Origin of the sequence: Furfurilactobacillus rossiae DSM 15814 (assembly GCF_000428925.1) — a bacterium.
Classification (GTDB): domain Bacteria; phylum Bacillota; class Bacilli; order Lactobacillales; family Lactobacillaceae; genus Furfurilactobacillus; species Furfurilactobacillus rossiae.
In genome coordinates this window covers 37,221-58,613 of record NZ_AUAW01000010.1, presented here as the reverse complement: position 1 = coordinate 58,613, position 21,393 = coordinate 37,221, and the positions used below count along the sequence as shown (strand labels likewise).

Here is a 21,393-nt window from a genome sequence, read left to right as displayed (position 1 = left end):
GATTATGAACTTTGTGTTCTTATTAACCGGGTTAGCACTTGTGTTTGGAATTGGTTGGCTAATTAGTAGCAACCGTAGAAAAATTCGGTATAAATCAATTGGCATTTTGTTTGCATTGCAGTTAATTATTTCTTTTTTATGCCTGCATACATCAGGTGGGGTCAAAACATTAGCTGGAATTTCGTCATTCTTTAACTGGCTAATGGTTCAAGCCGCCGGTGGGGTTAATTTCGTCTTTGGCGGATTAGTTATCAAACCCGGCGGTTCCGTTTTCTTCCTCAACGTTTTGATGCCGATCGTCTTTATTTCCGCTTTAGTCGGCATTTTGAATTACATTAAGGTATTGCCATTCATTATTAAGTGGACCGGTTGGGCATTGAACAAGGTTGCCGGAATGGGCGAACTTGAAAGTTACTTTGCCGTTTCCACCGCTATTTTGGGCCAACCAGAAGTATTTCTAACTGTTAAAGATCAAATTCCGAAGTTAAACGAACAACGCTTGTACACCATTTGTGCGTCAGCCATGAGTGCTGTATCAGCTGCTATGTTGGCCTCATATATGAAGATGGTGCCTGGTAAATTCGTTGTGGTTGCGGTCTTTTTGAACATTTTATCAGCATTAATTATTTCTTGTATTGTGAATCCATATGAGACGGAATCAAACGATGAACTCGTTCAAATTTCCAAAGGAAACAAAGAACCATTCTTCCAGGTTTTGGGTAATTACATTGTTGACGGTTTTCAACTAGCAATCACTGTTGGAGCAATGCTAATTGGGTTTGTAGCGTTGGTTACCTTCCTAAATAACACGTTCTTAGCTCTATTTAACGTCAGCTTTACGACACTTATTGGGTATGTGTTCGCACCGGTTGCGTTCTTAATGGGTGTGCCAAGTCATGACATTATTAAAGTTGGTAGTCTGATGGCAACAAAGTTAATCACCAACGAATTCGTGGCCATGGGCACATTGCATGGCATGACAACCAGTTTGAGTGCGAAAGCAACGGCCATTATTTCTGCTTATCTTGTGTCATTTGCAAACTTTGGTACAGTTGGGATCATCACTGGTTCAATCAAGTCCATTAGCGAAGAACAAGGAGCTTACGTGGCGAAGTTCTCAATGAAGCTACTTCTCGGTGCAACACTGGCTTCCGTTTTGACTGGTACAATCGTCGGTTTGTACTTTTAAATAGACAATCTAGATAGGTGATTTTGATGAAGACGATAAAATCAAAGCTTGTAACGACAGTAATGATGACAATTGCTTTATTTGTCAGCAGTAATTGGCTAGTTACCAGTGGGCATTCACAGGGGCAGACGACGGGGATGCTGATTAGATCTTCGGCTTTCGTGATTTTGTTATATGCGTGGGCGCTTGTTCGTTTGCTGAGTACGAAGCGGTTTGCCAAAGCGTTTATGATATTTGTAGATACAGTCTACCTTATGGGATTCGTAAGTATTATTGCGGTCGCTAGTACAAAGTTGACAGGTTTTATACAAATTAGCGCAATATTGATCGCCATTATTGGTTTATTGGCTTGTTTAATCATCTTCTACTTAATCAAAAAATATCCGCTAAACGTAGTTAACAAGGTAAACTAGACATAGGTAACCTGAAAGGAGTTTGACATGACAAAGATTATTTTAGATTGTGACCCTGGACATGATGATGCGCTAGCAATGACTATGGCGATTGCTTCACCAAAGATTGAATTAGCAGCTGTAACAACTTCAGCGGGGAATCAAACACCGGAAAAAACGCTAAACAATGCTATGCGCATGTTAACATTAATGCATCGCGAGGATATTCCCGTTGCTGGCGGAAACCGGACACCATTAGTTAATAAGCTTGCAACCGCTGGTAACGTTCATGGTAAGACAGGACTAGATGGTGCGGAACTGCCAGACCCAGATTTCAAACCACAGAATATGACAGCGATTGAATTAATGGCGAAAACCATTAGAGAGAGCGATGAGAAAGTTACGCTGGTTGTGACTGGGCCGATGACGAATGCTGCCTTGTTCCTGCGTGTTTATCCAGAACTTGCTGATCGAATCGAACAAATTGTTTTCATGGGTGGCGCTATGGGGTTAGGAAACTGGACCCCGTCCGTTGAGTTCAACATTTATGTGGATCCTGAAGCCGCTAAGATTGTGATGAATGCTGGCATTCCTTTAGTTATGGCACCACTTAATGTTACGCATCAAGCGCAGATATTGAAGGATGAAATTGAGTCCATTGACGATATTAAAAATCCTGTTGCGCATGCCTTTCGTGGTTTACTTGATTTCTTTGAAATCTATCACGAAAACCCGAAGTGGGGATTCAAAGGTGCGCCACTACATGACCCATGTACCATTGCCTGGTTGATTGACCCGACGCTGTTTGAAGGTGAACAGATGAATGTCGATGTGGAAACACAAGGCGAATTAGTTAAGGGCGAAACGGTCTGTGATTACTATGAACTGACTGGTAAACCGAAGAACACTAATGTGTTGTTGAAGGTTGACCGTGAACGGTTTATTAAGCTGATTATGGATTCGCTAAAGGCTTTTGATGATCTGAAAAAGTAATAGAAAAATGATTTTACTGTCGTCTTCAGCCAATGAGTAGCTTTTTGAAGACTAACAGTAAAATCATTTTTTGTTATTTTGCTTCCTTAATTGAAAGTACCAAAGCGGCGCCAACCAATGCAATGACGGTAAGTATAGGAAGAATTGGAAGGTAATTATGTCCTACAATTCCATACAGAATTGCACCAATTACGGGACCCAAAATCTGCCCTCCTGTGTTGGCAAGATTGAGAATTCCGAGGTCTTTGGCAGAATTAGCTGGGTTAGGCAACACCTCTAAGTTCAATGCCTGATCTACTGAGAAGAAGATACCTGATCCAATTCCAGCGAAAACCCCATATACTAACATGACAACAGGATGATGAAGAAGATATGGAAGCAATGTTCCCGTTGCAATAAGAAAAGCAGCAAAGGCAACTGGCCATTTTCGTGTTTTCATTTTATCGGAGATGGGACCGGAGATAGTTGAAAACAGTATGGCGGCAATCATGGTAATGGTGCCCATCAGTGAAATATATTTACCTGCGCTTGAACTTCGTAGGCCCATATCTGTTGTTAGTATAAATAATTGATATGTTGCAAAAGTCGTGGTGGTGATGTTAATTAGCATTTTTCCGAATAATGCTAGATAAAAATTTCTGGTATTGTGGACTGGAAAAATAAAGTATTGCATAAAACGCTTCCAGTTCATTTTCATTCGTGGCATTTTTAAACTGGATTTTTCCTTTAACATTAAGGCTGCAATTGGACCCGAAAGGAGCATAAGAAATGCAAATACAAAATAACCCACATTTACTAATCCAGGATTGTTGGTTTTTAAGAAGGTGCCACCGACGACAGGACCACCATACTGTCCAATAACGAATCCTGTGGCATAAATAGATGAGATCAATCCACGATGCATTGGAGCCACACGATCTGCTATAACAGCGAGCAACGGTGCGACAATCATATTGATAAACGTTTGAAGTAAGCACCATAGAACAATGAAGAATGGCAATCCAGATTTGGAGTTTATTAGCCCCAAGCCAACCATCACAATGGCTGTTAAAATCGAGCCGACTATTAGCCAAGGAGTGCGGCGTCCCCATCTTGATCGTGTGAGGTCTGATAGTGCTCCAATAATAATGGTTGTAATTGTCGAGGTAACTGCTCCAAGCGTACCTAGCAATGCTAAAAAGTTATTTACTTGACCACCGGCACCGCCCATAATATTTGCCAATTTGGCAGGATTCAATAAATTATTCATTCCGTTAAATGGTCCTAACCACAGCAGTGCGCCGATGCCTGTTGCTAGTCCAATCATGATTGGGGCTTTTGGTTGTTCAGAATCACTAATATCCGCTTTCCATGAAATTTGTGAGTCGTTTTGGTTTGATTGTAAGTTGTTTACCATTGTTTTTCCTTTCTAAAATGATGTGGAAAAAATTTGTAGATCCCAAGGTTTCAAAATAAAGGTGTCTTGATTGTGAAGATTCTCATGAGTAAACAAAGATGTTCCTTCCGACGAGTAAAAGATGACTTTTTGTGGCTTGCTTGAGTAGTTGAAGTAAAAGTCTAAGTGATTTCTGTGTACACTATCAATTAAACGTTTATTGATAATTGGGAAACTTTGCTCCTGGCGGTTTGACCAAACGCCTGTCTTTTTGAGGATGTATTTAAAAATAATCTTCATATCTTTTTGATCAAAGAAACTACCAATATAGAAAGCTTTTCCTTTTCCGTATTTATTCTCTGTTATAGCTGCATATTTTCCCCAATAGTCATGATTGTATTGCGCTAAAATTTTTCCGGTGGTAACAGTCAATAGTTCCATCCAGTCGTGAACTGCTGCATTTTTTAAATCAGCCAATTCACTTTGGCCAGAGACCGTGACTAAATTTTCAACCTCATTTGTTCCTGCGTTTTGGTTGGGATCAACGAATAATTCGTATTCTGCTCCAATTGCTTTGGAAATGATTCCCGGTTGTACTGTAGTGCGAACCTTAACATTTTCGTTTGTGAATCCTGACCTGAATCCATAGACAATGTTTCCGCCTTCATGAACATATTGGTTCAATGAAGAAAGTTGTCCGTCGGTAGCTGAATAGAGCATTGGCACGATGAGCAGGTCGTATTTGAAAATTTTTGGGCTGTCTATTGGCAAAATATCAACTTCAGTATTCAGTTTATAAAGGGTGTCATAATAATTCCGCAACACATCATTATATTGATGATCTTCACTTTTATCTCGAAATGGGAACCAGTCAACACTTGTTAAGCTGTCATTACTTACCACAATGGCAATGCGATTTTGCTTTGTTGAATTAACAAAATTAGAACCGATAGATTGAAGTTCTGCTCCAATTTTTTTGGCCTCGTTGTAAACTGGATTGGGCTTAAAATCGTGACTTAATAGACCTTTCCAATATGTTTCGAAACTATTGTGAATTGAATGCCAGTGCCAATATTCAACCATTTTTGCACCGGATGCGATGTGACTATATGCTTGTAAACGTAATTGCCCGGGATATGGTACCCAGTTTTTAAAGGATTGTGCTTCAGTTTCCATAACGATGTAGGGCTTGTCTTTTGTCGATCTGGCAATATCACCGCCAAACGCAATTTCAGCTCCTGTAAGATGACTTTGAGTGGGGTGGTAAATATCGATAGCTGTGTCAGTCAGAACTTTCGACGTTTTATAAATGTCGACTGCTGCATTTAGACCAAATGATTGATCTCGCCATTCAAGATCGAAGTTGTTTGTAACGAACTGATCTGAACGCTTGTAATCGTTGACAATGTTAACTTGCCATTGGAGATATGCTGTGACTAAAGTGCGTTGGAATTTTTCGAAGGCCGATCCAAGACTACCGTTGATTGTACTGTTAATTGGTGGAAAGTCTTCCCATGCATTGATTCGATTACTCCAATAATCCATTCCAAATTCCGCATTTAATTGGTCAAGGTTGCTATCAAACCTATTTTTCAACCATTTTTGAAAAGCAATGTATACATTATTGCTACTTGTGCTGAAATGCTTTGTTTCGTTGTCAACTTGAAAGCCAATTACATTTGGTTTCTGTGAAGTTCTCTTGAGCATCTTTCTAATGATACGTTCGGCCAAAAATTTAAAAGTTGGGTGTGTAAAATCAATTAGCTGCCTGGCACCATATTGATGTTTCCCACTTTTATCCGTTAACATAACTTCAGGGTACTTTTTGGCCATCCAAGTTGGAATTGCGTAAGTTGGGGTGCCAAGGATGACATTGATGTGCGCAGTTGCCATAGCATCGATAACTTTGTCTAATTTTGAAAAGTCAAATTTGCCTTCTTGAGGTTCGTACGTACTCCAAGTGCTTTCCCCAATTCTGACGACATTAATATTTGCTTCTTTCATCATTTTTATGTCTTCATCTAATCGTTCATATGGCAAATATTCATAATAATAGGCTGAACCGTAAAGAAAATGATTTAACACAATAAGACTCCTTTTCTATTTAGAAAGCGCTTTCTATTTCGATGAATTAAGAGTAGGTTATTTATTGAGAGTTGTATAGGTGCGAATAGCTTAGGAAAATATCCTTTTATGATATTTAGTTCTATATAGGTGATGAAAATGAATTTTTTAAAAAATGCGAAACGGCTGCCTGTAATAGATTGGAACTTATCGTTTTTTGGCGCTCACGAACAAACCGTCGATGCTAAATGGATAGTACCGGTTGAAAAGCATTATGCGTTTGAATGCATCTTTATCTTGCATGGCAGTGAATTTATAGAGATTGGTAATGAACAGTATTTATTAAATAAAGGAGATTTCTTTATAATTCCTCCAGAATTTTCTCATCAGGTTTGGGCAGGGTCTTCTTTAACATATTTTTGCTTTCATTTTGATATTGATAATCCAGCTTTAAAAATTAGATTGATTCAAGGATTGAGGTATCTTTATCAACAGGATTCCGATCTGTGCAAGAAATTGGCGCCTCATCTAAATCGCTTAGATGGATTAATTCAAAATGGCAGGTATGACTTTGACACTCAGATGATAATCCAGATTGAATTGTCGCAAATGCTTCAAGATTTTTATGAGACAACAAAATCAGCAACGGTTGAGGGATCCACGGACACTGCGGAATATGCACGAATGATTGCAGACTATCTAAAAAATGAATTAACTAAACAGGTTTTGTCGTTTATTAAGAGTGGATGCGAGATCGAGAATAATTCTTTAGCTGTTTCGAAAGCAATTGGCAAGGTTGGTTTTAGTGACGGATACGGTTTTAGAATGTTCAAGGATACTTATGGAATTTCACCCAGAAAATATTTGTCCAAGCTGAAAGTTAACGAAGCCAAAAAATTATTAGTTAAGCCACAATATTCTGTAATGGATGTCGGGGATGCGTTAGGGTATAAGAATAGTGCAAATTTTAGTCGACAATTTAAAAGATGGACAGGATCAACTCCGAATGAATTCAGAAAGTCGCAAATGAACCATTTAATATCATAAAAGGATATTAAATGGTCTAGGTAAAACAAAAAGTTGCTCCACATAATGTACAAATACATTATGTGGAGCAACTTTTTGTTAAAAATTCGTTTACTTCACGGCCATTCGAATCATATTCCAAGATAATGGTTCCAATTTAGCGCTGATATTTTCTCCAGTAAGTTCAACGCTAGTTAATGGCCGAATTGCCATCTTGCCATCGCGGTTATCAGCCTTAACGTCATAACCGTAAAACTGGGTTGCTTCTACGATGTGATCAATGTCAAAGCCAGTAGGATTGATTGATAAGTCGGCGTTTTCGCGTTGGCTTTTATTTTCAGCAAAAACAATCAGTTCATTGGCGTCTTTATTATAGATGGTGACGCTGTCCATCAATGGAACATTTTTAAATTGACGAGAGTTGTATGTTGGAACATCAACGCTACTATTTAATACAACGCCATGCCCATACGTTGCCATTTGCATGAATGGATAATAAATGGATTGTAACCACACGCCGCCGTCTGTATCTGTCATAATTGGCGCAATAACGTTGACAAGTTGTGCAAGGCAAGCAATCTTAACGCGGTCAGCGTGTTTTAGCAATGTCATTAGTAAACTACCGACGAGTAAGGCGTCTTCAAAGTTATAAACATCTTCCAACAAGTGAGGACCGACCTGCCATGGTTTGATCTTGGTGTCGGCGTCGTTTGAATGGTACCAAACATTCCATTCATCAAACGATAAGTTGATTTGTTTGCTTGACCGTTTGCGGGCCTGAACAGCGTCACACATAGCAACGACACCACTGATGAATTGGTCCAAGTCCTCGTTTTTCGCTAAGAAGTTATCCAATTCGGTTGGGTCGTCATCTCCGTAATAGCCATAGTAACGGTGTAAGGATAAGTAATCCACATTATCGTAGCATTCATCTAATACTGTTTCTTCCCAGGTGCCAAACGTTGGATTGTCGAGGGATGAACTGCCACAGGCAACTAGCTCAATACTATCATCCACTTGTTTCATTGCCTTAGCAGTTTCGTTAGCCAGATGTGCATATTCAGATGCGGTTTTAGTGCCAATCTCCCAAGGGCCATCCATTTCGTTACCTAAACACCAAGTCTTAATAGCAAATGGTTTGGGATCGCCATTTTTGACGCGCAGATCACTTAGTTTAGTGCCACTTGGGAAGTTACAGTATTCGACTAAATCAGCTGCCTCTTGAATGCCACGGGTCCCTAAATTAACAGCCATATTAGGCACGGCTCCGACCTTTTTTGACCAGTGCATAAATTCATGTAGGCCGAATTGGTTTGTTTCCAGTTCACGCCAAGCAATGTCTAAGCGGGTTGGTCGTTGATCTTTGGGACCGATACCGTCTTCCCACTTGTATTGTGATAGGAAATTGCCACCTGGATAACGAATCAATGGAACGTGCAGACTTTTTACTGCTTTGATAACATCTTTGCGAAATCCTTCTTCATCTGCTTCTGAATGAGCAGGTTGATAAATGCCGGTGTAAACAGCGCGTCCTAGTTGTTCAATAAATGAACCATAGATACGATTATCAATTTTTGAAATGGTATTACTTGCGTCGGTATTGATAATAGCTTTCATAGAATTACCCCTAACTTTCTTTAATTTGACCACGACGATCGATTAGTGTTTCTCGAATCGTCGTTTCTTTACGTTCGAACTTTAAATAGGCGATCATAATAAGTGCGCCACCGATGAAGAAAATGGCGGGAAGATAACTAAAACAGAACTTGATAGCGGAAAGTGACGCTGCATTTTGCGCAATGCCTGCCTTGTATCCAGCGTGGTTAAGAATCATTGATGGAGCCCAACCACCTAGACCGGATCCCATCTTAATTGCGAACGAACTGCCGATGGCGGTTAGGAAACCGCTTGCACGAATCCCGTTTTTCCATTCACCATAATCGACCGTGTCCGATAGCATTGCGAATGGCATTGAGACGGAAATTCCAGTACCGATGGATGCGATGCTCCAGGCAACAGCTAAGGCAATGAAAGAGTGACCGGTAAATGCGATTGCAATTTGACCCAAGGCTGCAAGTAATAATCCGGCAATTAAAACTTGTGTTTTAGCAAATTTTTTAACAAGGAATGGAATTAATAACATACCGACCATTTGAAACATAACCAATGCGTTCAATACTGATGCAAATCCTTTAGCACCGAGATTGTATTGCGTGTAATACACTAAAACAGAGGTTCGTGAAGCGTTTCCAAGCCAGTAGAAGATAAAACCAAGAACCAAGATGAACCAAGGCCAATTAGATTTGGCAGCTCTGATCGAGTCTATGATTGGTAAGGATTTCTGTGATTGAGTGTTAATTTCACGAGTATCGAGGAAAGCGAACATTAAAAGGGCGAAACCAATAACAGCCAATACGAGAGCGGTTGTGCGCCAACCGGTGACCGCACTGCCACCGCCAAAAAAGGCGACAAAACTTAAAGTAAAGGTTGCAGTGATGAAAAATCCGATGTTACCACCGATCATTCGTGTGCTATTCAACTTGATTCGTTGGTCAGAGTCATTACTGAGGTTTGGCAAAATGGAACTTATGGGAGTTCCGACCCCGGTATATGAAATTCCAAACAGAAGGTAGGTAATCATTGCCCACCAAAACTTGCCAGTTGAACTTAGCGAAGGTGACCAGAACATGAGAATAAAGAATATTGCAAAGGGAAATGCAATCCATAAAAAGTATGGACGACTTTGTCCCCAACGCGTATGGGTGTGATCAATGATAAATCCCCATACTGGCGCATCAAAGGCATCAAGGATTCGTGCTGCTAAAAGAATCGTACCCGCTGCGGCGACTGACAATCCGAAAACATCAGTATAATAGTACAAAATAAAAGTTGTAACAGTGGTATAAAGCAAGTTTCCTGCCATATCTGTACTGGCATAGGCTAGCATCCGATGAAACGGAATTTTGGTTGAAGATTTGAGCGATTCTGCAATGTGGCTTTTCACAATGGTTCCTCCTGAGGTGAATAAGATTGGTCGATATTTTTTTAAAAGCGCTTTCATTGACCTTAATTTACCCATATCATTAAGCAATTAACATTCAATAGCTCACAGAGTATTTATAAAAAATCACACTTTTAAACTAGCGATGCAGTTTTGAAAGAGCATCGGACGCATAATAAGGGGCGATAGGGAATTGATGGCTGGTGGCGACGAAAACGCACGGAGGAAGACAATGACTCAATATTTATCTATATCATGCTTGCCCTTTCCAACATTTATCGAAGGTGGATATGCGACTTTTGAAGTGGGCGAACAACATCCAAATCGAGATGATTTACAATATTTCATCCTTATGGTTATGCGTAAAGGTTGCTTGTTCATCGCCGAAGATGACGCTCACTATACGATCAAGGCTGGTCAGATATTTGTATTGCGTCCAAGACATCACCATTACTCGTGGAAGCCAGTGGCAGAGCGAACGGAGTACTACTGGATTCATTTTTATGTGGCTGGAGAATGGAGTCAAAGCGTCAATCCGACACCATTAACACCAAGTATTGCCGTTCCAACGCTACATTACTACACACCGTCAACAACTGTTTATTTGGCAAAGCAATTCAATATTCCAAATCAAGATCAGCTCATGCCAACAATTCGGCAAATTTTCGAAGAAAGCCAACAGTCCAACAGCTACGGTTTTTGGCGATCTCAGCAGTTATTTATTGATGTACTTCAAGCCGTACAATATAGTTCGGCCAAGGAAACTCGTCTTGCAGAATTAGCAGCACATGTTCAAGAATACTTACGTACTCATTACCAATCACGGATTACAAATGAGGAATTGAGCCGGGTCTTTCATTTTCATCCCAATTATATTAGTCGAGCAGTTAAACAGACGACTGGCTTGACGCCGGATGAGTTTGTTAAACAGTATCGGATGGAAGAAGCAAAACGTCAGCTACTTAATACGTCACTTCCAATTTCTACTATTGCTGAAAGGGTTGGTTATCAAAACATTTATTACTTTTCAACTTCGTTTAAGAAGCAAGTCGGTGTCTCGCCTCGAACATATCGAATCAATGGTTAACGCAGCATCATAACAAATCGATGTGTGATATTTTATAAATTTATCTTTGGCTTTTACATTTATTGATGTGCTAGAGCGCTTTATACTCACCGTAAAGCGCTTTCGTTAATTTAAAAATAGTGAGGTACAAACATGCATTCAAAACGCTTCGACATGCAGTACAATGCCCATGGAGCAATTACAAGTCTTGTCGATAAGGAAGACACTGATCAGATGAACTGGGTAATTAATCCTAGTTACTTAGATAGAGTAGGATACACTGACAGAGATAAATTGTTTGGTGAATTCGAAATAGTAATCGGGGACCATCGTTACAAAAGCATTGAATTAACGCCGGTTCTTGAAGAAACTAATGAACAATTGATAGTTAAATATCAGCTCCCCGAAGCAACAATTTCGTTGAATTATGAATTGATTAACAATCAGTTGCAGTGGCAAATTCTGTTACAGAATAATACGTATGAGCCTGTAAAAATAACAAGTCTCGGTGTCTGGTGTTCGCTGGCATATGTTATGTTTCGAGATCGAGATGTTCTCCAAAACATTCATCGTTCCACAGCTGTTTTTCCTTCAGTTGCCCCGAACTTCACTAAATTAGCCGGAATGCGTCGTGATAATGAAGGAAAGAACATGGGGCTATTTCAGACAGCAGGTGTGGTTCAGTCAGTTGGAACCGCTTGTGAGTGGACGAATCGATTCTTTGAAAATGTATCGCCGTCATTGGATGGTATGTTGTTTCATCAACTTATCTTGGCTGGCGGATATCCACAAACAAAAGCACCAGAAAGAGATTGGATATACCCGCATAGTAGTATCACTTTAACCGACGAAATGAAGTGGTCTTTTGTTCTCGCCCCCTTTAGCAATCAGGATAATTTTACTGATGTGGCCCAACATTTTGGTCACCCGCGCATAACATATCCACCAATTATCATTCAAAATCAGACAGCTACAGTAACAATCGAGGGACCAACGAACGATTTGGTTGAACGAATTGTTTTACGTACTAATGTTGATAACAAGATTATTGAACGTGATGTAACCTCCAGTTTTAAACAAAACGTGTTGACGTTAACGCCAACAGAGGTGAGTGAACATGAGCTGCTGATTAATCTTGAAAGTGGCAGACAAGATCGCGTTGTGTTTAATGTTATGCCGCCGCTCCAACAAGTTATTCAACAGCGCGTGAATTGGCTAAGTACTCATTCTTTCGAAGGTGCCTCAGGAAAACATCCATATGCATTCAATCCAGTTTCTAACCAAGGAGAATCATTAGGAAAACTGAGTTTGATCTTGATGGCAAATCTGCTAAATCCGACCGAAAAAACAGTGACTCAGGTACGGCAGGTCGAACAGAGTGCTGTATACTACATTCGTCAAAAATGGTTTGTTGATGGTGATTTTAGTAAACCGACGTCCCTATATGGAGACTTTTATCGCGTAATGGATTTCGAATATATTGGGCATGTCTACTACTTGTTATCACTGTTTGGGGAAAATATTCTAACACTCAATCAACCGACAGTTTATCTTCACTGGGCTGCGGATGTCTTTAATTTACGAGTTAATCCAGACATGCATGAAAGCCAGCGTGCAAAGGAAGAATCGCAAATGTTAGGCGTGTACTTTTTATACATTGACGGTCTGCTGAGTGACTTAAAAGCTCATGGCATGAATGAGGACTATCGGCTAATTAAGGATTGTTGGGACAAAGCCGTAAAGCGTGTGGCAACTGATAGCCAATCATATAAAGCTGCCATTACAGAGCACTTTTATGATAATGCTGGTTTTGGACCGGCCACTGGAGCTTTGGCCAATGCAGGCTATACGAAGGCAGCCAGTCGATATGCAGAATTGTTGAAAGCCAACATAGGCTTCAGCAATGATTTTCGAAGCCAGGCGCCAGACCGTTGGTGGGAAGCGCTTTCTTATATGATTCATTCATTATGGGGCGGGATTACAGCTGCTTCTAGCCTGCTAGCCTATGAAAAATTGGGTGACACTGAGCTGTTACGAGGCGCTTATCGTGCATTTGCGGGTGTGTTATACATGTATGATGCAAACGCAACCACGCCAGATCGTTTGCTCAAACCAGGAGAGGCTGCCTCGACATATAGTATTGCAGGGCCAAACATTAATCGACCGGATCTATCTCGAAATCGTTTTGGCCAATCAGCTTTTGCTCAAGACGGTGGTATTTTTACCAGACTATTTCCTGATGGTGATACAGGTCACGATGATTGGGATATGGGCGAAGAATTAGCCGCTTACTTAACAGGATTTGGACAAAAAGCGTACATGTATACAAAAGCAGATGGAACACTTGGTGTGATAAATGGTAACTTGGCCAAACTGGGCCATGATGAGTACAAGGTTACCAGTTATGCACCATACCCTAGCGAAATCCTAGATGTTGAAAGAGACAGGTATTTAAAGACATCGAGTAAGACGGTTCGTTACAGTATTCAAAGTGGATTTAAAGCGAATGAGGATTAGCATTCTTGATTAAATGTTTTATATAAAATAAGCCATTAAGGAGAGGCTGCAACCGTTCCTTAATGGCTTATTTTTGTTACATTTTCGATTGCCTAATTATCTGAATCATTTGCTGGCGTCGGTGTATCTTTTGGCGCCTCGACTTCACCAGCCTGTACTTTATCCTCTTTCTTCAAGAAGAATGCAGCGAACAGTGTAATGACGAAGACTAGAACACCCATCCAGATGTACGTGTGTTGGTAACCGATCACATCGTATAATTTACCGGCAACAGAGGAGAAAATGAAGACCGATATTTGCTTAGCAAAGTTAGACGCGAGGGCATAAACCGTAGCGTATAAACGAATATCAAAGGCACCGGCGATGTACTTCATGATAGACGTCAATAATAACGGCATTTCCAGTCCGGCGAGCAAACGGAAGAAGACAACCCAGCCCCAGGTTGGTGACAAAGCAGAACCTAAGATCCGAATGCAAGTGATGAAGCCGTAGATGATCAAACCATTTTTAGAACCGATTTTGTTGATGATCCATGGCATTGGGAACATGAGCAAGAATTCAATGGCCGTTTGACCGGAAGTCATGTAACTATAAACCAATGTACCTTGTGCGGCGGTGTGGAAGAACGTCTTGAAGAAGATAATGAATTGTTGGTCGAACACATCGAAAATAGCTGATGCGCCCATGTAGAAAATGGCCAGAACCCATAAGTTTTTAATCTTGAACACAGACATAACGGTCTTCATGTCCAAAGAGTTAGATGTGTCCCCAGCGGCAGAAGCGTTGTCCATGTCGATTTTGTCACTGAATAACAGTAAGCCAGTTAAGATAATGGCAGCAACGGTACATGCCCAGAAGATTGAGTCTGGTGACCACAGGAATAAACGACCGGCAATCAATGAAGCGACAACACCGGCAACGGAACCTCCGACACGTGAGTGAGCATATTCAAACTTGTTAGCTAAACTGGCGCGTTGAACATACTGTTCAATAACGGAAACCCCACCGTTTAAAACAAAGCTGAGGAAGGTCCCAGTGACAATGGCAACCAAGAAAGAATTGATATGGAGCAATGGTAAGAAGACCCATTGGAAGTAAGGTCCGATAAAAATAGCAACGACAGAGATTAGAATAACTAAGTTCTTTTTGAATAACAGCTTGTCGGAAACGACCCCGAAGATTGGTTGGAAAATAAGCGAAATTCCGGCCATCATTGAGAAGACAGCTCCAGATTCAGTTCCGTTTAAGTGACCAACTTGTTCCATCCATAGTGTTAAATAGCCATAGACGGTAGCCCAAATGAAGAAATAACTAAAGTGGGAGAAGGGGAACCCCCAAAAGTGTTTTGATTCAGTTTTTTGCATGATGTTTTTAACCTCTATTTTCTAAATGATTAGTCATAGTTGTAAGGCACTGGTTTGCCAAAGTTAGGGGTGCCATCATCGTTCCACGTAAAGGGTTGAACCTTCGTATGGCGATTTGGATCATACAGTGGATCGCCCTTGATTTCTGTGTAGTCACGGCAGTGGTAAACCAAAATATCTGTTTGACCGTCTTCGGCTACTGTGAAGGAATTGTGGCCAGGCCCGAATTGGTCATGGTCAAGGTCACTTTGAAAGACTGGTTTTTCTGCCTTGTGCCACTGACTGGCATCAAGTAAATCAGCATTTTCATCAATACTTAGCATACCCATGCAGTAATTTTCATCGGTCGCACTAGCTGAGTAAGTTAAGAAGTATCGCCCATTACGATGGATTACGGCAGGACCTTCGTTCACCCAGAAAATCTTTGTTTCCCAGTCAAATTCCGGTTTAGTCAACATTACAGGCTTAGTTTTAAGTGTCCAAGGGTTGGCCATTTCAGCAATGTAGATGTTGGAATTACCCTTAATGGCTGGATCTTTTTGTGCCCAAACGTAGTACAACTTGTCGTTGGCTTTAAAGCACGTTGCGTCGAGTGAGAAAGAATCCATTGGCGTTTTAACTTGGCCATGTTCAATCCAATCATCTTCGCTGCGCATTGGATCAGCGTTATCGCATTCAATACAGAACATACGGTGTTGGAACATGCCATTTTTGTCGAATGCCGTTGTTTCGGCTGCGGCAAAGTAGATGAACCACTTGCCGTCGATGTAATGAATCTCTGGTGCCCAGATCAATTGACTCATTGGACCGCTGTCATGTTTACGCCAAATAGTTCTTGGTGCGGCATGGGCGAGGCCGGCCAATGTTTTGGCACGACGGATTTCAATGAGGTTATATGCAGGTACCGAAGCGGTGAAATAATAATAGCCGTCTGTGTGCTTATAAATAAATGGATCGGCGCGCTGCACAATTAGTGGATTAATGTAATCTGTTGCAGTTGTCATATCAACTTGTCCCTTCATGTCTTGTTTGGTAATCGGACGAACGACGTTAGCTAACTTGTTATCCTTTGTACAAGATTAGAGTACAGGCAGAAGCAAACGCTTACAATGATGTTAATGATATTTATTCGAATAAATTTGGATAATGTAAGCGTTTATATTATAATTTCAGTAAAAGAAACCGCTTTATATTAATTTAAAGCAATATAAATGTTGTTTGTTACCGTCTGATTAACAAAAAGGTTGGTGTTATTCGTAATGAAATTAGATTTGTCTAATGAATCCCTGCTGACGTATAAAGCATTGGCCAGTCCGGTAAGACTGGATATTCTTAGAAAACTGTCATATAAGCATTTAAGCGTTCGCGAATTGGCTGAAGAAATGAATCTTAGTAGCACGATCGTTTTAATGCATCTCAACAAACTGGCTGAAGCGGGTCTGATCGAATTTGAACGAGTCGGTCATAACAAGGTGTCTAAGTTAAAAGTTGATCATATCAATGTGAACTTTCCCCAGGAAATTTACACAGCGTTTGATGTCCAAACAACTGACGTACCGGTGGGTCACTTCACTAATTTTTCGGTGAAACCATCATGCGGTCTGGCCGGAAAGGAAAACTATATTGGTAAGGTCGATAACCCGGCATACTTCATGGATCCAGAACGAATGAGTGCGGGGATGATTTGGTGGACAGAAGGATTTGTTGAATATCAGTTTCCAAACTATCTGGCTAGAAACGATACGTTGCAGATGTTAGATTTGTCCATGGAGCTAGGCTCTGAATTTCCATTTTCTAATAACGTTTGGCCTTCTGACATCACGTTTTCGATTAACGGCCACGCAATCGGCAATTGGACAAGCCCTGGTGATTTCTCTGATACTCGGGGAAAGTACACGCCGTTGTGGGTGCCAGATAACGTTAATCAGTATGGTATTTTAAAAACGGTTCGTGTCACTGATCACGGGAGCTATCTCGACGGACAACCATTCTCTGAAGCGTCGCTAGATGATCTAAAGATAGACGGTGATACTGTCACAGTTCGTTTTGAAGTTAAAAAGAATGCCAAGAACCGTGGCGGCTGCACGATTTTTGGCAAAGGGTTTGGGAACTTTAATCAAGATATCGAAATGAAGATGTTTTATAGCTAGTTTAAAAACGCTGAACCATCAAAACTGGTTCAGCGTTTTAATATTCATTCGGTTAGTAGTGGAGACGGTAGCCAATTGTGCTAACGGATGTGTCGCCAGCAGTGAGGACAATGTTACCAAAACCGGTATGTTTGGTGGCATCGGGTAACGTCTGTGCTTCGAGGGCGACACCTTCATACGGTTGACCAGTACCGTTGGAACGTTTGAAGTTCATATTATCGTGTGTGAAAGAATTAGCTGTGAAGACAACGAGTCCGTTACGTTTTGAGAGCACATCAACGGCGTGACCGGAAATAGGATCTGTCAAAGTGGCAATCCGGTTATTATCGTCTGGGGTCACTTTGAAGAGGTCATCAAAGCCTTTTTCTGCAGTATCTTGCATCCTAGCAATAGCAGTGCCAAGTGTCGTGGCCTTCTGGAAATCAAATGGTGTGTCTGCAACTTCAATTAGCTCACCAGTTGGAACCTTTTTATCATCAAAGGCTAAATGTTCTGTACTGTTAATTTGTAATGTATGCCGTTTAATGGTTTCGTTGTTTCCAAGATTAAAGTAGGTATGGAGTGTTGGATTGAAGACTGTGTCGGCGTTTGATCGCCCAACAAAGCTGATTCGCACGACGTCATCATCACTGAGCTGGTAGTGAATTTCGGCATCCAGATCCCCAGGGAAACCATCTTCTGACGACTTCTGTAAGTGACGGAAGACGATTTCTGGCTCCCCATTTTTGGTAGAAATTTCACCATCCCAAAGCTGTGAGTTGAACCCATGCGGTCCACCATGTAGGGTTGTTGACCCTTCATTAACTGGGACGTGAATCGTTTTTCCGTTCATCGGGAATTCACCATTGCCAATGCGACCGCCTGTGCGCCCAATACCCATGCAAACGTAAAATGGATTGGCTAAGTAATCAGCACTATGGTGATAATTCAAGACGAGGTTGTCGCCACTTGGCAATAAGATTTCATAAAGAGTTGCGCCAAGGCTTAAGGCAGATACGGTGACACCATGGGCGTTGACAAGACTAAAACGATAGATTTGCTGACCGTTAAAGGTATCAAACGGTTGAACTGTTGCGTGAATAGATTGTGACATACGGAAAACTCCTTTATTAAGTATGTTTCACATATATATTCGAATGAATTAAATGTGAGGTTTTAATGAATTGAAATAAATATATAATTACATTACCACATTTTACGAGAAAGTAGACCGTTAAAGAGAAAACGGTTACAAATAAATTTGTAAATTTATTGTGATATCGGAACTTTTACACTACACTAGAATGAGTGAATGATTCGTTTCAATTTATTAGTAATGGTGGCGTGTCTTAAAAGTGAGCATCATTACATATCAAATTAGGTGGAAATATGGAAAACAAGTATCAAAAAGTTAAAGATGGTTTGAAAGAGGCAATTCTAACAGGGAAATATAAGGTCAACGATAAGTTGCCAACTGAAACAGAATTAATGGCGATGTACGATGTTTCTCGCTATACAGTTAGAAGAGCCGTGGGGGATTTAGAGGGTAGTCACTTCATTTATCGGATTCAAGGCGGCGGGATGTTTGTCCAAGACTGGCATAAAGACTGGTCGAATGATAATGATAGTAAAATGATTGGCGTCATCACAACGCATATCGCGGATTACATCTTTCCAGATATTATTTCTGGGATTGATCGTATTATTTCAGATGCTGGCTATTCTTTATTGATTAGTAATACACATAATAACCATGAAAAAGAACGTAAGAGCTTGATCAATATGTTGGACACTAAAGTTGCGGGCCTAATCATTGAGCCCACACAAAGTGCGCTGCGTAATCCTAATATGGACTTATACCAAGAAATTAAGGATGATCAGATTCCAACATTATTTATTAACGCCAAATATCCTGACTTGGACTTCCCGAGCGTTACGACAGATGACAAGGCTGCTGAAGAACGCATGATGGAATACCTTTTTCGAATGGGACATCAAAGCGTTTTGGGCGTTTTTCAGGTAGATGACATTCAGGGTGTTAACCGAATGAATGGATTTGTTCAAGCATATCAACGGCACCCTGAATTTTCCTACCAGAGTAATCTCATCATGTATCAATCAGGGGATGACTTTGAACGGGTCATGGGTCGAATCCGGATATACTTGGAGCAGGATGAACGACCAACGGCGATTGCTTGTTATAACGACCGTTTGGCGATTCAAGTTATGGACTATCTGCGCTCGAACGACTATCGAGTGCCTGAAGATGTCTCAGTTGTCGGCTTTGATGATTATTTGATGTCTCAATATATGAGCCCCTCATTGACCACGTTGAACCATGAGAAGGAAAGAATGGGTGAAGACGCAGGGCGCATGTTGATTAAGTTGTTGAATCGTGAAGATGTTCAGGATATCAATTACGAACCAGACTTAGTCAGACGGAGTTCAGCCGTTAAACCTGCTGATGCTACTGTTGATACTAAAACTGAATAAGAACTAGCTGGAAAAGGCCGTTTCGGGAAGAAATTAATCTTCTCGAAGCGGCCTTTTTTAGGTTCCTACTAACTCTCAAACACGATTAAATATTATTTGTTTTCAGCGTTTGAAACAGTATTTTCATCGGCTGTGCGTGAACGTAAATCAGCTTCAATATCTTCAAGCGACTTGCCACGAGTTTCCATAAACTTAGTGTGTGTGATCCAGATACAAATTGCACAGATTAGAGCGTAGAAGAGGAACGAGTTAGCCAATCCCATAGTGCTCAACATTGTAGGGAACGTTAACGAAACGAGCATGTTAGCTGCCCAGTTTGTAGCAGAACAAAGCGATGTTCCCAGACCACGAATATTTAATGGGAACACTTCACTGATGAAGACCCACGTAACAGGAGCCCAAGTTGCTGCATAAAAGGCCACATAAATAGTTAATGCAAGGGCACTCACAATTGCCGCAACTTTTGAACCGTTATCAAACTTCAACACAGTACTCATGATTAAAAGTGACAATCCCATCCCGGTTGCACCAAAAATGAGCATCTTTTTACGATCAATGTGATCCATCAAAAGCAAAGCAACAACAGTGACAATGACATTGATAACACCGATACCAATATGGGCTAGCAGAGCGGCTTCCACACCCCATCCAACTTTGGTGAAGATGGTTGGTGCATAGAAAATAACCGTGTTACTGCCAATAATTTGTTGAAAAATCGCGACACCTAATCCAGTGATTAAAGCAGGACGAACAGTCTTACCAAAGAGTTCACCACAACCACCGGCTTTTTATGAGGCTTGAGCTTGAATGTCGGTTAGTGCAATTTCAACTGCTTTATCATCGCCGTTGTTGGTGTTTTCCAAAAAGGCTTTGGCTTCATCTAATTTACCAACTTTGACTAAGAAACGAGGACTTTCTGGTAAATATAGGGCACCAATGAACAATAGAGCGGCTGGAATAGCTGCGAAACCAAGCATCCAGCGCCAGCCCGTGAATAGTCCTGAAAATGTGTAGTTCAAGATATAAGCTAGTAAAATCCCAATCATAATCATCAACTGCCACAGAGTTGTGATTGCGCCACGACGCTTTTTAGGCGCCAGTTCCTGTAGGTAGGCAGGAACCAGAGCTGAGGTAATTCCCACACCTATTCCAAGGATGATTCGTGTGACTAACAAAACATAGAATTCTGGAGCAAATCCAGAACCAAGTGCGCCAACGAAGAAGATCCCGGCGGCCCACAGTAGCAAAATACGGCGACCGTATGTGTCCAAGAACTTACTAGTAGCAAGGGCACCAATGATCGCACCAATCAAGACAGCTGAAACAACCATCCCTTGTTGCCATGAACCTAACCGCAATTGCTTTTGAATAAATAAGATGGCACCGGATACAGATGCAATATCATAACCAAACAGAAGGCCACCTAACGAACCAAACGTATAGATGAAGCCATTCGACACTTTTTTCAAGACGAACCCTCATTTCTATAAATAGATGTGAACCGTTGAGACGCCAACTGAAGAAGGACATCAAGCAGTTGAACTAATCGCCGATTCAGACGCGAAGTAAAAAATAGCAAATACAAACACACTAGGTAAAAAATGAAAATTTGTCGACAAAAATAGAAAACGCTTTCAGAAAACAATCTATATCATTCATTCGAATAAATCAATAGAAAAACGACAAATTTATGCGATTGTAGTATAACTGGAACAAATTTTATGATTAATTATGTGAGACCAAATAGCTGATTTAAAAGCTTCTGGCAGCTTTCATCAGTTGCT

Annotated in this window: 15 protein-coding genes and 1 pseudogene; 8 read left to right on the top strand and 8 right to left on the bottom strand. The window is 40.8% G+C overall.

What is annotated here, in order from left to right; genetic code table 11:
- Positions 1–4 precede the first annotated feature (4 nt).
- Genes G400_RS0107770 through rihA form a run of 3 tightly spaced genes read left to right on the top strand, consistent with a single transcriptional unit; the run spans position 5 to position 2,574 of the window.
- Positions 5–1,189, top strand: a complete 1,185-nt coding sequence (locus G400_RS0107770) for a NupC/NupG family nucleoside CNT transporter (RefSeq protein ID WP_017263030.1) — start codon at positions 5–7, stop codon at positions 1,187–1,189.
- Between the two features lie 26 nt (positions 1,190–1,215).
- The gene (locus G400_RS14795) at positions 1,216–1,602 is read left to right on the top strand and encodes a hypothetical protein (RefSeq protein ID WP_017263029.1); all 387 of its coding nucleotides are present in this window, start codon (positions 1,216–1,218) and stop codon (positions 1,600–1,602) included.
- 27 nt (positions 1,603–1,629) lie between these two features.
- Entirely contained in the window at positions 1,630–2,574 is a 945-nt protein-coding gene (gene rihA, locus G400_RS0107760; protein WP_017263028.1) for a pyrimidine-specific ribonucleoside hydrolase RihA, read from the top strand.
- Between the two features lie 73 nt (positions 2,575–2,647).
- Here the strand turns inward: rihA and G400_RS0107755 are convergent, their stop codons facing one another.
- Together G400_RS0107755 and G400_RS0107750 are read right to left on the bottom strand one after the other, a co-directional pair.
- Positions 2,648–3,970, bottom strand: a complete 1,323-nt coding sequence (locus G400_RS0107755; protein ID WP_017263027.1) for an MFS transporter — start codon at positions 3,968–3,970, stop codon at positions 2,648–2,650.
- A gap of 12 nt (positions 3,971–3,982) precedes the next feature.
- On the bottom strand, positions 3,983–6,034 hold the full coding sequence (locus G400_RS0107750; protein WP_017263026.1) for a beta-galactosidase: 2,052 nt from the start codon (positions 6,032–6,034) through the stop codon (positions 3,983–3,985).
- 138 nt (positions 6,035–6,172) lie between these two features.
- Between G400_RS0107750 and G400_RS0107745 the strand changes: the two genes are divergently transcribed.
- The gene (locus tag G400_RS0107745; RefSeq protein WP_017263025.1) at positions 6,173–7,060 is read left to right on the top strand and encodes a helix-turn-helix domain-containing protein; all 888 of its coding nucleotides are present in this window, start codon (positions 6,173–6,175) and stop codon (positions 7,058–7,060) included.
- 90 nt (positions 7,061–7,150) lie between these two features.
- Here the strand turns inward: G400_RS0107745 and arfA are convergent, their stop codons facing one another.
- On the bottom strand, positions 7,151–8,656 hold the full coding sequence (arfA, locus tag G400_RS0107740) for an arabinosylfuranosidase ArfA (protein WP_017263024.1): 1,506 nt from the start codon (positions 8,654–8,656) through the stop codon (positions 7,151–7,153).
- A gap of 10 nt (positions 8,657–8,666) precedes the next feature.
- Positions 8,667–9,986 carry a glycoside-pentoside-hexuronide (GPH):cation symporter gene (locus tag G400_RS0107735; protein WP_404825489.1) on the bottom strand — a complete coding sequence of 440 codons (1,320 nt, stop codon included), beginning with the start codon at positions 9,984–9,986 and terminating at the stop codon, positions 8,667–8,669.
- 286 nt (positions 9,987–10,272) lie between these two features.
- Here G400_RS0107735 and G400_RS0107730 point away from each other — a divergent pair, with 286 nt between their 5' ends.
- Both G400_RS0107730 and G400_RS0107725 read left to right on the top strand, forming a co-directional pair.
- Positions 10,273–11,127, top strand: coding sequence for a helix-turn-helix domain-containing protein (locus G400_RS0107730; protein ID WP_017263022.1), 855 nt, complete (start codon positions 10,273–10,275; stop codon positions 11,125–11,127).
- 132 nt (positions 11,128–11,259) lie between these two features.
- The gene (locus G400_RS0107725) at positions 11,260–13,623 is read left to right on the top strand and encodes a hypothetical protein (protein ID WP_017263021.1); all 2,364 of its coding nucleotides are present in this window, start codon (positions 11,260–11,262) and stop codon (positions 13,621–13,623) included.
- A 92-nt stretch (positions 13,624–13,715) separates the two neighbouring features.
- On the opposite strand, the gene G400_RS0107720 is transcribed toward G400_RS0107725, so the two are convergent.
- Entirely contained in the window at positions 13,716–14,987 is a 1,272-nt protein-coding gene (locus G400_RS0107720; RefSeq protein WP_017263020.1) for an oligosaccharide MFS transporter, read from the bottom strand.
- A 29-nt stretch (positions 14,988–15,016) separates the two neighbouring features.
- Positions 15,017–15,991: a glycoside hydrolase family 43 protein gene (locus G400_RS0107715; RefSeq protein ID WP_017263019.1), complete on the bottom strand. Its 975-nt coding sequence runs from the start codon at positions 15,989–15,991 to the stop codon at positions 15,017–15,019.
- A 255-nt stretch (positions 15,992–16,246) separates the two neighbouring features.
- Between G400_RS0107715 and G400_RS0107710 the strand changes: the two genes are divergently transcribed.
- On the top strand, positions 16,247–17,137 hold the full coding sequence (locus G400_RS0107710; RefSeq protein WP_017263018.1) for an ArsR/SmtB family transcription factor: 891 nt from the start codon (positions 16,247–16,249) through the stop codon (positions 17,135–17,137).
- A gap of 52 nt (positions 17,138–17,189) precedes the next feature.
- On the opposite strand, the gene G400_RS0107705 is transcribed toward G400_RS0107710, so the two are convergent.
- Positions 17,190–18,230, bottom strand: a complete 1,041-nt coding sequence (locus G400_RS0107705; RefSeq protein ID WP_017263017.1) for an aldose epimerase family protein — start codon at positions 18,228–18,230, stop codon at positions 17,190–17,192.
- A gap of 275 nt (positions 18,231–18,505) precedes the next feature.
- Between G400_RS0107705 and G400_RS0107700 the strand changes: the two genes are divergently transcribed.
- Positions 18,506–19,609 carry a GntR family transcriptional regulator gene (locus tag G400_RS0107700; protein WP_017263016.1) on the top strand — a complete coding sequence of 368 codons (1,104 nt, stop codon included), beginning with the start codon at positions 18,506–18,508 and terminating at the stop codon, positions 19,607–19,609.
- A gap of 92 nt (positions 19,610–19,701) precedes the next feature.
- Here the strand turns inward: G400_RS0107700 and G400_RS16300 are convergent.
- A pseudogene (locus tag G400_RS16300) lies at positions 19,702–21,078 on the bottom strand (sugar porter family MFS transporter).
- Between the last annotated feature and the right edge of the window lie 315 nt (positions 21,079–21,393).

Coding starts and splice junctions, on each gene's coding strand:
- G400_RS0107770 (WP_017263030.1), top strand. CDS start 5: ATGAACTTTGTGTTCTTATTAACCGGGTTAGCACTTGTGTTTGGAATT.
- G400_RS14795 (WP_017263029.1), top strand. CDS start 1,216: ATGAAGACGATAAAATCAAAGCTTGTAACGACAGTAATGATGACAATT.
- rihA (WP_017263028.1), top strand. CDS start 1,630: ATGACAAAGATTATTTTAGATTGTGACCCTGGACATGATGATGCGCTA.
- G400_RS0107755 (WP_017263027.1), bottom strand. CDS start 3,970: ATGGTAAACAACTTACAATCAAACCAAAACGACTCACAAATTTCATGG.
- G400_RS0107745 (WP_017263025.1), top strand. CDS start 6,173: ATGAATTTTTTAAAAAATGCGAAACGGCTGCCTGTAATAGATTGGAAC.
- arfA (WP_017263024.1), bottom strand. CDS start 8,656: ATGAAAGCTATTATCAATACCGACGCAAGTAATACCATTTCAAAAATT.
- G400_RS0107735 (WP_404825489.1), bottom strand. CDS start 9,986: ATGCTAGCCTATGCCAGTACAGATATGGCAGGAAACTTGCTTTATACC.
- G400_RS0107730 (WP_017263022.1), top strand. CDS start 10,273: ATGACTCAATATTTATCTATATCATGCTTGCCCTTTCCAACATTTATC.
- G400_RS0107725 (WP_017263021.1), top strand. CDS start 11,260: ATGCATTCAAAACGCTTCGACATGCAGTACAATGCCCATGGAGCAATT.
- G400_RS0107720 (WP_017263020.1), bottom strand. CDS start 14,987: ATGCAAAAAACTGAATCAAAACACTTTTGGGGGTTCCCCTTCTCCCAC.
- G400_RS0107715 (WP_017263019.1), bottom strand. CDS start 15,991: ATGACAACTGCAACAGATTACATTAATCCACTAATTGTGCAGCGCGCC.
- G400_RS0107710 (WP_017263018.1), top strand. CDS start 16,247: ATGAAATTAGATTTGTCTAATGAATCCCTGCTGACGTATAAAGCATTG.
- G400_RS0107705 (WP_017263017.1), bottom strand. CDS start 18,230: ATGTCACAATCTATTCACGCAACAGTTCAACCGTTTGATACCTTTAAC.
- G400_RS0107700 (WP_017263016.1), top strand. CDS start 18,506: ATGGAAAACAAGTATCAAAAAGTTAAAGATGGTTTGAAAGAGGCAATT.